This is a genomic window from Acinetobacter sp. NIPH 2100 (assembly GCF_000369805.1).
Classification (GTDB): domain Bacteria; phylum Pseudomonadota; class Gammaproteobacteria; order Pseudomonadales; family Moraxellaceae; genus Acinetobacter.
Genome location: NZ_KB850224.1, coordinates 1,440,423 through 1,453,349, shown reverse-complemented (window position 1 = coordinate 1,453,349; position 12,927 = coordinate 1,440,423). Strand labels below are relative to the sequence as shown.

The window sequence follows — 12,927 nt, the reverse complement described above, 5'->3', positions numbered from 1 at the left end:
TTTTTATTTTTTAAGCTGAATTTTTTTCGCTATCCTGACAGTCCTAATAAAATGAATAAGCATAAGGATGGACAGGAATGATTGTTAAGCGAGCAACAAAGGAAGATCTTCATCAACTTGCTGTCTTGTTTGACGAATACCGTCAGTTCTACGGTGCATCCTCAAATATTGAACAATCGTATCAGTTTTTAAAACATCGCTTCGATAATAAAGACAGTGTCATTTTTATTCATGTTAAAGATGATGTATTTACGGGCTTTGTTTTACTCTATCTCGCCTTTTCTTCTGTGGCTTGTGAAACCTACTATATTCTCGATGATGTCTATGTCACTCCCTCTTATCGAAAACAAGGTGCAGCAAAGCAGCTGATTGATACTGCAATTTTATTTGCACGTCATGAAAATGCACAGCGTATCAGCTTGGAAACCCAAAAAAACAATTACCAATCTCACCGTCTATACGAGCAAATGGGCTTTATTCAAGACAGTGAGTTCAAAACCTTTCATTGTTTTTTAAAGTAATCATTCATCTAAAGCGATGTTTTGACTTAACTGTTTTTGCGCAGGGCTTAAGTACGCCCATTCTCCCTCCGCCAAATCAGGAAGTTCGAGCAAACCCACTTGATGACGATGCAGGACTTCAACTTTATTTCCAACAGCAGCTAGCATCCGTTTCACTTGATGGTAAACACCTTGGTGAATGGTCATTGCAATTTGATGTTCTGAGAATAATTGCACATCCGTAGCAGCATAAATGCCTTTCTCATTACGCAGTTCAACACCTTGCTCTAAACCCTGCTGCTGTTCAGCCGTAACTGGATCGGCAGTGGTCACATGATAAACTTTGGGTACATGTTTACGTGGATGTGTTAATGCCTGTAGATATTGTCCATCATCGGTCAGCAATAATAGACCTGTGGTATCTTGATCTAGACGTCCCACACATTGAATTCCACGATGTAGCAAAATTTCAGGAAAAAGACTGAATACGCTTTTGTGATGTGTGGCCTGATGTGAACATTCATAACCTTGCGGTTTATTCAAAACAATATAGACATGCTCTCGAAATTGGTATTCTTCACCAAAGACCTGAAAGACCAGTTGATCTGTATTGATATTTTGTTTTGGGTTATCACAGACCTGACTTTCAATCTGAACAGAACCATTCTTAATTAACTGCTGACAATACTTACGTGAACCAAAGCCTTGTGATTGCAAAATTTTTTCCAGCAGCATAAATGAGCCCTAATTGAAACTGCGTCCATTGTACTCGATTACAGCGCAGGCTGTTGTTCATTGCCTATTCATTCTTTATTTTTATAATTTATTCACAATTTCTTCATTTGTTATAGAACACCAACAAAACCCTCGTCAAACACTCTCAATTTAGATATTGCACTCCATATTTTCGCTCAAAAGTCTTGTTAGATTTGTCTCAAGCAAAAAGAATACTGTCCAAAAGAATGGATAAGGAGTTTCAGCATGAAATCGAATATGTGGTTATGTAGCGTGATCTTAGCAGCGTCTTCAATGATGACTGTTGCACATGCAGACAATACAACTCGCGTAGCAGCAACTTCTGCTTTAGGAAGTGTGGTGGGTACTGCCTTAGGTAAACAACTGGGTGGTGACACTGGTGCAATGATTGGTTCTGCAATCGGTGGTGCTGGTGGTGCCGCTGCATCTAGTAATCGACGTGACCGTACTGAAGCTGCCATTGGTGGTGGTTTAGGTGGTGTGGGTGGTTATACCGTTGGCCGTAATATGGGCGGAAGCAATGGTGGCTATATCGGTGCAGCACTTGGTGCAGCTGGTGGTGCCGCTTTAGGTCAGAAAGTCGGTCAGGATCGCGATGCCGATCGCCGTTATGATGATCGTCGCTATGACCGCCGTTACGATAACCGTCGTTCTTATAATGACCGTCGTTATTACAATTCTCGTGAAAGCTACCGTCATGACAATGGTCGTCACCGTGGTTGGTACAAAAATCGTTAATTCAACTGGGTTTACCCCTTTAGCACCTTCGGGTGCTTTTTTTTGTTTGATCAAAACAACAATATATCGATCTAAAACGATATACAAAGTCCAACTTATATCGTATTATTTCGATATATAGTTTTGAGACACCATGATGAAATCACTACAAGATATAAAGTTCTCTATCCTAGAACTCGCTCCTGTTCGAGAGGACAAGAGTATCGAGTTTTCTCTCCGTCATGCATTAGAACTTGCACAACATGCGGAAAAGTTAGGTTATGAGCGGTTTTGGTTGGCTGAACATCACAATATGGACGGAATTGCCAGTTCGGCTACGGCAGTTTTATTAGGATTTATTGCCGCAAATACGCAGCATATCCGTTTGGGCTCTGGCGGTATCATGCTGCCCAACCATGCACCACTGGTGGTTGCAGAACAGTTTGGAACACTGGCTACACTCTACCCAAATCGTTTTGAACTCGGTTTGGGCCGCGCACCCGGAACAGATCAAATGACGATGCGTGCATTGCGTCGCGGTCGTCAGGAAACCGAGGATCAATTCCCTCAAGATGTGATGGAAATTTTACAATATTTCAAAGCACCACAACCCAATCAGAGAATTATCGCGACACCTGGTCAAAATACACATGTTCCAGTTTGGTTACTCGGCTCAAGTTTATTCAGTGCCCAATTGGCCGCAAAACTTGGACTGCCTTATTCTTTTGCCTCTCATTTTGCCCCAAGAATGTTAGGTCAGGCGATCGACATTTATCGTGATAATTTCCAAGCTTCTGAATATCTGGATAAGCCTTATGTCTCGATGGGTGTCCCAACAGTTGTTGCTGCAAGCGATGAAGAGGCCCAGTATTTGGCAACCAGTTCATATCAGCGTATTTTGAATCTGATCCGTGGCCATAGCTTGAAGCTAAAACCACCGATTGACTCTACAGAAGGTCTTGCCAATAGCGCTGAACAAATGGCGATTCAGAATTTTTATGCCATGGCGCAAATTGGTTCCCAAACAACCGTTCAAGCGGGCTTAAATAAAATCGCTGCACAATATGATGTCGATGAATTTATCTTCACTTGCGATATTTATGACACGCAAAAACGCTTGGAAAACTTTAGTTTATTGATGGACATAAAAGGCAAATAAGGTTATTGCTGAAGTCTACAAGGTTTATTTCCCGATCAACCTTGTAGATTCATCATCCATTTAAAGTCCAGCTTGGAGCATCTGTGTGGCTTGTTGTGCATTCACTGCACGACTAAACAAAAAACCTTGTCCGATGGAGCATCCAGAAGATTTTAATAGTTCTAATTGTTCAGTGTTCTCGATCCCTTCCGCAACAATATCCAACGACAGTTTTGGTCCTAATGCGATGATCGCCTGTACAATCGCTAAAATCGCCTCATCATCATTCATTTGACGAATAAAATCACAGTCAATCTTCAAGCAATCTACAGGATAGTCTCGTAAACGGGTTAACGAAGAATGCCCTGTACCAAAATCATCCAATGAAATTTTCACGCCTTGTTGTTTCAGTAGATTCAATGCCCTGATCACATAGTCAGAGCCACGATCATCCAATATATGTTCCGTAATTTCTATTTCCACCAAATGATGCGGAATTTTGTAGGCATTTAAACGCTGCAGTAAACGCTCAGCATAATTATCTTTCAGAAATTCGACTGGTGCTGCATTGATTGAGACAGGAACAACATCCACCCCCTGCGCTATCCACGCTGCGATATTTTTAAAAACCTTATTTTGCATCGCATCGCTGATTTTTGTCGCCAGAATATAGTCTTGAAACGCCTGTTCAATATTACAAGGTGAATGAATATGCTGATCTTCCGTCTGCCAACGCAATAATGCCTCGAAACCAACCACCTTCGCATCCGCCAGACGCACCTTAGGTTGATAGAATGGAACAATAAGGTCATCACGAATAATATGACGTGCGTCATTTAATTGAATCGCAATGTTTTGAGCTGCAACTTGCATCTGATGGTTAAACATACGAAAACCGCCACGCCCAGTCGCCTTCAAATCATTGAGTGCGGTATCTGCACACTTCATTAAATTCGCTGAATCTTTGGCATCGCGTGGATAAATCGCACAACCAATACTCATACTGCCATTAATCAAATTACCCGCATAGGTAATTGGAGCTTCTAACTGGCGACTGACATCGACTGCAATTTTTTCCAGCTCTACTTGTGTCTCGATTCCATTGACGACGATCGCAAACTCATCACCCCCTAAACGAGCAACAAAAGTATGTTCAGGCAAAATATTTTCGATTCGTTTAGACAGGACACGAAGTAAATGATCTCCAGCTGCATGGCCAAGCGTATCATTCACATGTTTAAAGTAGTCTAAATCCAACAGCATCAAGCCAAGTAGCTTTTCGCCTTTTTTATGTCGATGTAGTGAGCGCTTGAGTTGTAGTTTGAAGAAACGACGATTATACAATCCTGTTAAATCATCCAATTCACTCGATAGCTGTAATTGAATTTCAGTTTGTCTTTGTGTGGTCACATCACGAGACAGACACAATACCTGCACGGTCTGCCCTTTATCATTCAAGATCGGCGTAAGCAAATTATCCCAATATTGTCTTTCAGCCCCTTCGCCACTCATGCCACGGAAACGTGCGGCTTTACCTTTAAGTGCCGTTTTTAGGGCATAGGTCGCTTTCGAACGTATTTCTACCGGTAACAGTTCAGCCCACTTCATGCCAAAGCTATTTTGGCTTTGAGGGATATTCAGCGCGATACATCCCGTTTTATTTACATGGAGTAAAGAACCATCTGCTTCTAATAATTTTATGCAATCAACACTATTATCCAGCATGTTGGTTTGGGCATTAATACACTGGACTAAGTTCTGTTGATACTGCTTGGTTTCGTGAATATCGACGCTGTTAATAAACCAATGCGCCTTTTCTTCTGAATTTGCCTCTAAAAATTTTGCTGACAATAAAAACCAGCGATATGCACCTGATTGATGCTTTAATCGACATTCAATTTGAAAGGGAGATTTATAGGTAGATGCTTGCTGCCACTCACTTTGGAAGATTGTTCTATCTTCTGAATGGATTAAATCGATCCAGTCTTTTGCAAAATGTTCTAGGTCGTTAAAACCAATATATTCTTGGCTTACACTATTGAAAAAATAGGCATCTCCGTGCTCTGAGAGCAGCCAAACCAGACTCGGAATACGATTCAAAATATTTTGTTGGGCCTCACTCATATTCATTGGATGATTAGAATGAAAGGGAATAGCCAAGTTCACAGACTTCTGTTCCAAACAGAACTCTTTCTAGCAAGATATTCAGTTGCAATGAAAGTCATAGACCACCAACAGTAAAAGTGAGATTTAAGTCACAATATTGTAGCAGAAATGCAATAAAATTATCACCAATTCTAACACTGATCAGTTAGGTTTACTTTATTATTTAATATCAATTATTTATTTTAAATTAACGATCTTTGTCAAAATTTTCTTATAAAAATGATCTAAAAAATTACAGAATCCCCCCATCCAGATGACAAAAGTAGTCTGATTTCATCTAACCAATACGACGCTTTAAACCAGTCATTTGTAAGATATGTGTTGAGATTTCTTCAATCGATATTTCAATGACATTTAAATATTGAATGTCTTTAGAAAAATGAATCCTTTCAAAATCTGATCAAGGCTTAGCTCTCTTCCATCTGTACTGCATCCTTAACAAAGCTTAAACGATCTTGTCCCCAAAACATTTCATCATTTACAAACATCGTCGGCAAACCAAATAAGCCTCTTTGTACAGCCAGCGAAGTATCCTCTTTCAATTGATCTTTCACTTGAGAGTTATCTTTTAATGAAAGCGTAGATGTCAAATCTAATCCCAATACTGCAATCCGTTCAGCCAATATCTGTTCATCCCCCATATTTAAACCACTCACCCAAATTGCGTCAAAAACTGAAGTGACAAAGCGAAGAAAATCATTGGGTTGGTACAATTGAAGCCCCAAAGCAATACGCATTAAAACCAGCGTATTAATGGGAAAATAAGGATTAAAAACCAAAGGAACTTCATATAACGCTGCGTAGCGATTTAAGTCCTGCATTACGTACATGCCTTTGGCAGGGACAGTCATCGGAGATGCGTTATGGGTAGCTTTAAAAATACCACCTAGCAGTACAGGTTTATAATGAATTTTGCAGCCTAACTCTTGCTCTATTTTACACAACTGGGTAAATGCGAGATAACTTGCAGGACTGCCAAAATCAAAATAAAAATCAATTGTTTTTTGCATTATTGACATTACCATTGCTCAGACCAAGGTCTTAAATCAAGTTCAAAAGTCCAAGCATCTCTCGGTTGCTGATGTAAAAACCAATAGTTTTCAGCAATATGCTCAGGGTTAAGAATGCCGTCATGTTCCTTACGTGCATAGACTAAAGGTAAATTTTCACGGATAAAATCTGTATCAATCGCACCATCAATAATGACATGTGCAACGTGGATACCTTGTGACCATAACTCACGTGCCATACTTTGCGCTAAAGCACGCAACCCATGCTTTGCCCCAGAAAATGCAGCAAAATGAGCAGATCCGCGGATAGACGCTGTTGCACCCGTAAAAATGATAGTCCCTTTTTTGCGAGGCAACATTTTTTTAGCTACTTCTCTAGCGGAAAGAAAAGCACTGAAACATGCCATTTCCCATATTTTATAATATTTACGTGAGGTCTCATCAACGATACTTGACCACACATTTGCTCCAATATTAAAAACAAAAACGTCAATCTCACCGTGACTTTCTTCAATTTTTTCAATTAACTCGATTACGTCTTGTTCATTACGCGCATCAGAGCCAAAACCATGTGCAATACCACCGAATTGTTGAATTTCTTGGAGCAACGGATCTAACTTAGCGATATTTCTTCTGGTAACACAGGTAATATAGCCTTCTTTGGCAAATTTTTTGGCAATCGCACCACCAGTACCATCACCTGCGCCAATAATCAAAGCAACCTTTTTATTATCTGGCATATCCATGCCCCCTAATTTTCATACGTCACAGACATTCAAAAAAGCGTAGAAATTTGCTCTACGCTCCTTAAATCACGATCATATTTAACCAATACGACGTTTTAAACCGGTCATTTGTAAAACACGTGTTGAGATTTCCTCAATCGACATTTCAGTGACATTTAAATATTTAATCCCTTCTGAAATATAGATCCCTTCAATCGCACGTAATTCCATTTGACACTGACTGAAACTTGAATAACGGCTATTCGCTTTGCGTTCGTTGCGGATCGCTACCAAACGTTCAGCATCAATCATCAAACCAAACAATTTGTTTTTATGTTCGCGCAGCACTTTTGGCAAACGGTTGTCATCCAAGTCTTCTTCGGTCAACGGATAGTTCGCAACACGAATACCGAATTGTAATGACAAATAAATTGAGGTTGGGGTTTTCCCTGAACGCGACACACCAATTAAAATGATGTCGGCTTTATCATAGTGTCGAGTTCTTGCCCCATCATCATTATCTAGGGCGAAATGCACTGCATCGATACGTGCTTTATAATATTCAGAATCGGTTACCGCATGAGTTTGTCCAACTAAGGTGGTCGGTGGAACTCCAATTTCTTGTTCAAGTTTACTAATTAAGCCCTCAAAAACATCCAAATTTACGGCTTTCGCAGTATTGATAATTTCACGAACATGTGGGTCAACCAAAGTGTCAAAAACCAAGGGTAACGACCCATCTCGACTTTGGCATGCATTGATCTCTACAGCCACATTCATGGCCGCCTCTTCCGTCGTGATATAAGGCATAATATGGATGTCAAAATCAACGTTCGGAAATTGCGCAAGTAGTGAATGTCCAAGGGTTTCTGCGGTGATTGCGGTGCCATCTGAAATAAAAAATACGCTCCGTTTAATTTGTTTACTTTCGGGCATCAAAATTCTCCTCAAACATTTGTCTTAGTGCTCTATAATCTTTATAGTAAACTCATCTAACATGACTGTCGCTTAGTAAAACACTAATTCTAAGCACTTTCGTATAATTTCATACCAATGATGGTCATTCATACTGCAAAAAAAGTGGAGTAAATACTTTGGAAGCGCGCGTAATCGGTCTGGAAAAATTAGGAAAACACGATGTCGAGCTCGTAGGTGGGAAAAACTCATCTCTGGGTGAAATGATCAGCCATTTATCCAATGCTGGTGTATCGGTACCTGGTGGCTTTGCAACTACTGCTGCTGCCTATCGTGAGTTCTTGGATCAAAGCGGCTTAAACGCTCGTATTCAGGCTGAACTTGTTCAGCTCAATGTAGAAGATGTAAATGCACTTGCTGAAACGGGTGCAAAAATCCGTAACTGGATTGTTGAAACTCCGCTTACTGCGACATTAGAACAAGAAATTCGTGAAGCATTTGCTGCACTTTCAAACGGTAACCCAGACATTGCTGTTGCAGTACGCTCTTCTGCGACTGCTGAAGATTTACCAGATGCGTCTTTTGCTGGTCAACAAGAAACATTCTTGAACATTCGCGGGATTGATAACGTTCTGATCGCGATTAAAGAAGTTTTTGCTTCACTTTATAATGACCGTGCGATTGCTTACCGCGTACACCAAGGCTTTGAACATAGTGTTGTTGCACTTTCTGCTGGTGTACAACGTATGGTTCGCTCTGAAACGGGTGCTGCTGGCGTTATGTTTACGCTTGATACAGAATCAGGTTTCCGTGATGTCGTGTTTATTACGGCATCTTACGGTTTAGGTGAAATGGTTGTTCAAGGCGCGGTAAACCCTGACGAATTCTACTTATCTAAACCACTTTTAAATGCAGGTAAACACTCAGTTTTACGTCGCAACCTTGGTTCAAAACACCAAAAAATGATTTATGGTGAAGAAGGTGCTGCGGGTAAATCAGTTGTTGTGGTTGATGTTGAAAAACCAGAGCGTCAACAATTTGCATTAAATGATCATGAACTTCACGAACTTGCAAAACAAGCATTGATCATTGAGCAACATTACGGCTCGCCAATGGATATCGAATGGGCGAAAGATGGAGATGATGGTCAAATCTATATCGTTCAAGCGCGTCCAGAAACCGTAAAAAGCCGTCAAAATGTCGGTACCATGGAACGCTACTTGTTAAAGCAACGCGGTACAGTTATCTGCGAAGGTCGTTCAATTGGTCAACGTATTGGTTCTGGTAAAGTTCGTGTTGTAACCTCGATTAAAGAAATGGATAAAGTCCAAGATGGTGATGTACTTGTCTCTGACATGACTGACCCAGATTGGGAACCAGTGATGAAGCGTGCAGCAGCGATTGTGACCAATCGTGGTGGTCGTACTTGCCACGCGGCAATTATTGCACGTGAATTAGGCGTGCCTGCAATCGTTGGTTGTGGTAATGCCACAGAAGTACTGACCGATGGTCAAGAAGTGACTGTTTCATGTGCTGAAGGCGATACCGGCTTTATTTATGAAGGTGCGTTAGACTTTGAAGTTCAACGTAATTCGATTCATTCAATGCCATCTCTGCCGTTTAAAATCATGATGAACGTCGGTAACCCTGACCGTGCCTTTGACTTCGCTCAAATTCCAAACGAAGGGATTGGTCTTGCACGTCTTGAGTTCATCATTAACCGTATGATTGGTGTGCATCCAAAAGCACTATTGAATATTGAAAGCTTACCACGTGAAACACGTGCTGCAGTTATGGCACGTACCGCAGGCTACTCTTCTCCAATCGAATTCTATGTAGAAAAGTTAGTTGAAGGTATTTCGACGCTTGCTGCTGCTTTTGCAGGAAAACCAGTCATCGTTCGTATGTCTGACTTTAAGTCAAATGAATATGCAAACTTAATTGGCGGTAAGTTATACGAGCCAGAAGAAGAAAACCCAATGTTGGGCTTCCGTGGTGCGAGTCGTTATGTATCTGACAACTTCCGTGACTGTTTCGAGCTTGAGTGCCGTGCGTTGAAAAAAGCCCGTGATGAAATGGGTTTAACCAATATTCAAATCATGATCCCATTCGTGCGTACAGTGTCTGAAGCAAAACGTGTGATAGAACTCCTTGCTCAGAACGGCTTAAAACGTGGTGAGAATGGTCTTAAAGTCATCATGATGTGTGAACTTCCAACCAACGCATTATTGGCTGAACAGTTCCTTGAACATTTCGATGGCTTCTCTATCGGTTCAAATGACTTAACACAATTAACACTCGGTCTTGACCGTGACTCTGGTATCGTATCTCACTTATTTGACGAACGTGATCCAGCTGTTAAAGCACTTCTGTCTATGGCAATTCATGCATGCCGCAAAGCAGGAAAATACGTTGGTATTTGTGGTCAAGGTCCTTCGGATCACCCTGACCTTGCTAAATGGCTCATGGAACAAGGTATTGAATCTGTGTCACTTAACCCTGACTCAGTGCTTGATACGTGGTTCTTCCTTGCTGAAGAACAAATCAAGAAAGCCTAGTCTTTTTTAGAAAAAGACCCTCTTTCGCAGGGTCTTTTTTCATCGTAGGGTCTGTTGATATTTCAGAGATACTTGCGACAACGGACATTTTAGACAATACAAGGCATGGCTTACGCAATTTAGCCATTCTAAATAAGTAAGACATAACGCAGTAGTGGCAAAAATGTCCTTGTCCCTAGAGGGTTATGGCTAAAACTTCCCCAAACTTCGTTATGAAACTTGACAAGGGGAATACCATTGTCTACGTTTCAAGCCTTGTTTAGGTTGTTTTAGCCTATAACGCAAGACATGTCTGAAATGTCAACACACCCTTGTAATTGAGATTTTAAAATTATGCAAATTTACTTGGCTCGTAATAATCAACAAGCAGGACCTTATAGTTTAGAACAAGTGAACCAGATGCTTGCCAGTCAACAAGTTTTATTGACAGATTTGGCTTGGCACGAAGGAATGGCCGAATGGAAAACACTTGGCGAATTGACACAAGGCAAACTTGTCTACGAACCTGTAGGTTACTCTCCTTTTAGCACTCACATTAAAACTGAAACGAACGAACCAACTTACACCATCAAAGTTGAGCAAAAGGCTCCAGCATTAGCTCCTTTTCATTCTCGTGCACTTGCTAAAATTTTCGATTTAATCCTTTGGCTACCGATGGCATCTATTCCATCTTTCTTTTTTAATGAAAGCCAATATCAAGAGTTATTTGAAATTCAAAAGCAAATGCAAGCAACTCAGATTGCCTCTGATAAAGCAGTAGAATTACAGCAGCAACTCATGCAGCTCATCCCAAATGAAGCATGGATGATGATTTTTACCTACCTGATTATCATGCTTATGATCCAAGCTTTCTTTATTGCTAAATCGGGTCAAAGTATCGGTAAAAAAATCGCCAAGATTAAAATTGTAGATGCTGAAACTTCTGCACCTGTGAGCACAATTCGTGCCTTTTGGTTGAGAAGTGTGTTCTTTATCTTTCTCAACATTATCCTTGTACCAATCATTACTGTGATCGATTACGCTTTATTCGCATTTACAAAAAATCGCCAGACTTTGCACGATAAATTGGCAAAAACTAAGGTCATTAAGCAGTAATCACAAATCAATAAACAAAAGAGGATTTATTCCTCTTTTTTTATATATTAAATTGATATCTATAGAAAAAGAATGCACCGAAACAATAATCCCTACAAGATAAATCGGGTTTTAAAACAAGCAGTTCAGACCACTTTATCAGTAGCTTAGTTTTTCAATATGAGGCATAATGCCCAACAACGTTGCGGTGTCGCGTGATTGCTAAGTACTTTTTAATCAATTCTTATCAATCACGCGACACTTTAATCGCTATCCCATAATTTTAATTAGGGAATGGGACTCTTCACCGAGGTTGTAAAATGAGACAAACGATTTTAGCTGTATTGTCTTTATCAACGATGGCTGCACTCTTAACTGGGTGTGGCGGTGATATGGTACTTCTAAACAATAAAGGTCCAGTTGGTCAAGGTCAAAGTAACTTGATGATGACTGCGATCTATTTAATGCTATTGGTGGTGATTCCATCAATCATTATGGCATTGTGGTTTGGTTGGAAATATCGCGCGTCGAATAAAGATGCAGACTATAAACCTACTTGGGCACACTCTACGACAATTGAGATCGTTGTATGGGGTGTACCTGTCATTATTATTGGTATTTTAGCTTGGTTAACTTGGTGGGGTTCCCACAAGTACGACCCTTACCGTCCGTTAGAATCTGATAAAGCACCATTAACCATTCAAGCTGTCGCTGAACAGTTTAAATGGATCTTTATCTATCCTGAGCAAAACATTGCAACGGTAAACGAAGTACGCTTCCCAGAACAAACACCAGTAAGCTTTAAGATCACTTCTAACTTCACGATGAACTCGTTCTTCATCCCTCAGTTAGGCGGTCAGATCTATGCGATGGCTGGTATGCAAACTCACCTTCACCTATTAGCAGATGAACCAGGTATTTTCCGTGGTTTCTCAGCCAACTATTCAGGCTACGGTTTCTCACAAATGCGCTTTAAAGCACATAGCGTGACTGAGCCAGAATTTGCACAATGGGTAGAAGCAGTTAAAGCTGGCAATGGTACAAGTATCAACCCTGAAGCAATTCAAAAAGGCACACTTGACCAAGCTGAGTTAGCAACGCTTAAAGATGGTGATCGTTCTAAGCATCAGATCGAGCATTTAGTCAATCGTGCTAAAGCTGCTGGTGATGAACAAGCACTTGCTAAAGCTGAAGCAATGAAACCGTTCCCGACTAAGCCACACCCTGTGACTTATTACTCATCAGTTGAACCAAAATTGTTTGAAACAATCATCAACCACTACATGAGTAACTATCACGGTGCTGACCATTCTGCTGCAAATGCAGAAACTCATGCTGCAGCAGAACACGCTGCTCAAGGGGAATAAG

General features: G+C 40.6%; 11 protein-coding genes and 1 pseudogene. 6 read left to right on the top strand and 6 right to left on the bottom strand.

All coding sequences use genetic code 11. The annotated features are described in order from the left end of the window. Positions 1-77 precede the first annotated feature (77 nt). Complete coding sequence (locus F887_RS11300) at positions 78-521, top strand: GNAT family N-acetyltransferase (RefSeq protein ID WP_005152043.1); 444 nt, start codon at positions 78-80, stop codon at positions 519-521. Here the strand turns inward: F887_RS11300 and F887_RS11305 are convergent, their stop codons facing one another. Continuing rightward, entirely contained in the window at positions 522-1,235 is a 714-nt protein-coding gene (locus tag F887_RS11305) for a pseudouridine synthase (protein ID WP_005293049.1), read from the bottom strand. It lies immediately after the preceding gene. Positions 1,236-1,481: 246 nt separating this feature from the next. Between F887_RS11305 and F887_RS11310 the strand changes: the two genes are divergently transcribed. Both F887_RS11310 and F887_RS11315 read left to right on the top strand, forming a co-directional pair. After that, positions 1,482-1,994 (top strand): glycine zipper 2TM domain-containing protein, encoded by a 513-nt coding sequence (locus tag F887_RS11310; RefSeq protein ID WP_005293046.1) that lies wholly within the window; start codon positions 1,482-1,484, stop codon positions 1,992-1,994. A 136-nt stretch (positions 1,995-2,130) separates the two neighbouring features. Then, positions 2,131-3,132, top strand: a complete 1,002-nt coding sequence (locus F887_RS11315) for an LLM class flavin-dependent oxidoreductase (RefSeq protein WP_171067450.1) — start codon at positions 2,131-2,133, stop codon at positions 3,130-3,132. Between the two features lie 60 nt (positions 3,133-3,192). On the opposite strand, the gene F887_RS11320 is transcribed toward F887_RS11315, so the two are convergent. The 5 genes and pseudogenes from F887_RS11320 to F887_RS11335 all read right to left on the bottom strand — a co-directional run bounded on the left by F887_RS11320 (position 3,193) and on the right by F887_RS11335 (position 7,948). Continuing rightward, a complete protein-coding gene (locus tag F887_RS11320) occupies positions 3,193-5,277 on the bottom strand; it encodes a sensor domain-containing protein (protein WP_005293041.1) in 2,085 nt (694 codons plus the stop codon). Positions 5,278-5,554: 277 nt separating this feature from the next. Beyond that, positions 5,555-5,647 (bottom strand): annotated as a pseudogene (locus F887_RS18460) (phosphoenolpyruvate synthase regulatory protein); the annotation flags it as partial. 37 nt (positions 5,648-5,684) lie between these two features. Next, a complete protein-coding gene (locus F887_RS11325; protein WP_032862818.1) occupies positions 5,685-6,287 on the bottom strand; it encodes a 2-hydroxychromene-2-carboxylate isomerase in 603 nt (200 codons plus the stop codon). An 8-nt stretch (positions 6,288-6,295) separates the two neighbouring features. Then, positions 6,296-7,027, bottom strand: coding sequence for an SDR family oxidoreductase (locus tag F887_RS11330; protein WP_005293036.1), 732 nt, complete (start codon positions 7,025-7,027; stop codon positions 6,296-6,298). Between the two features lie 84 nt (positions 7,028-7,111). Beyond that, positions 7,112-7,948, bottom strand: a complete 837-nt coding sequence (locus F887_RS11335; RefSeq protein WP_005152027.1) for a posphoenolpyruvate synthetase regulatory kinase/phosphorylase PpsR — start codon at positions 7,946-7,948, stop codon at positions 7,112-7,114. A 158-nt stretch (positions 7,949-8,106) separates the two neighbouring features. On the opposite strand from F887_RS11335, the gene ppsA reads away from it, so the two are divergent. From ppsA to cyoA, 3 genes are all read left to right on the top strand, one after another. After that, the gene (gene ppsA, locus F887_RS11340) at positions 8,107-10,485 is read left to right on the top strand and encodes a phosphoenolpyruvate synthase (RefSeq protein WP_005152026.1); all 2,379 of its coding nucleotides are present in this window, start codon (positions 8,107-8,109) and stop codon (positions 10,483-10,485) included. Positions 10,486-10,818: 333 nt separating this feature from the next. Further along, the gene (locus tag F887_RS11345; protein WP_005293034.1) at positions 10,819-11,580 is read left to right on the top strand and encodes an RDD family protein; all 762 of its coding nucleotides are present in this window, start codon (positions 10,819-10,821) and stop codon (positions 11,578-11,580) included. Positions 11,581-11,879: 299 nt separating this feature from the next. Next, complete coding sequence (gene cyoA / locus F887_RS11350; protein ID WP_005293031.1) at positions 11,880-12,926, top strand: ubiquinol oxidase subunit II; 1,047 nt, start codon at positions 11,880-11,882, stop codon at positions 12,924-12,926. Position 12,927 lies beyond the last annotated feature (1 nt).

What these genes read in the sequence shown, in the direction of transcription:
- F887_RS11300 (WP_005152043.1), top strand. Translation starts at nt 78, where the DNA reads ATGATTGTTAAGCGAGCAACAAAGGAAGATCTTCATCAACTTGCTGTC.
- F887_RS11305 (WP_005293049.1), bottom strand. Translation starts at nt 1,235, where the DNA reads ATGCTGCTGGAAAAAATTTTGCAATCACAAGGCTTTGGTTCACGTAAG.
- F887_RS11310 (WP_005293046.1), top strand. Translation starts at nt 1,482, where the DNA reads ATGAAATCGAATATGTGGTTATGTAGCGTGATCTTAGCAGCGTCTTCA.
- F887_RS11315 (WP_171067450.1), top strand. Translation starts at nt 2,131, where the DNA reads ATGAAATCACTACAAGATATAAAGTTCTCTATCCTAGAACTCGCTCCT.
- F887_RS11325 (WP_032862818.1), bottom strand. Translation starts at nt 6,287, where the DNA reads ATGCAAAAAACAATTGATTTTTATTTTGATTTTGGCAGTCCTGCAAGT.
- F887_RS11330 (WP_005293036.1), bottom strand. Translation starts at nt 7,027, where the DNA reads ATGCCAGATAATAAAAAGGTTGCTTTGATTATTGGCGCAGGTGATGGT.
- F887_RS11335 (WP_005152027.1), bottom strand. Translation starts at nt 7,948, where the DNA reads ATGCCCGAAAGTAAACAAATTAAACGGAGCGTATTTTTTATTTCAGAT.
- F887_RS11345 (WP_005293034.1), top strand. Translation starts at nt 10,819, where the DNA reads ATGCAAATTTACTTGGCTCGTAATAATCAACAAGCAGGACCTTATAGT.
- cyoA (WP_005293031.1), top strand. Translation starts at nt 11,880, where the DNA reads ATGAGACAAACGATTTTAGCTGTATTGTCTTTATCAACGATGGCTGCA.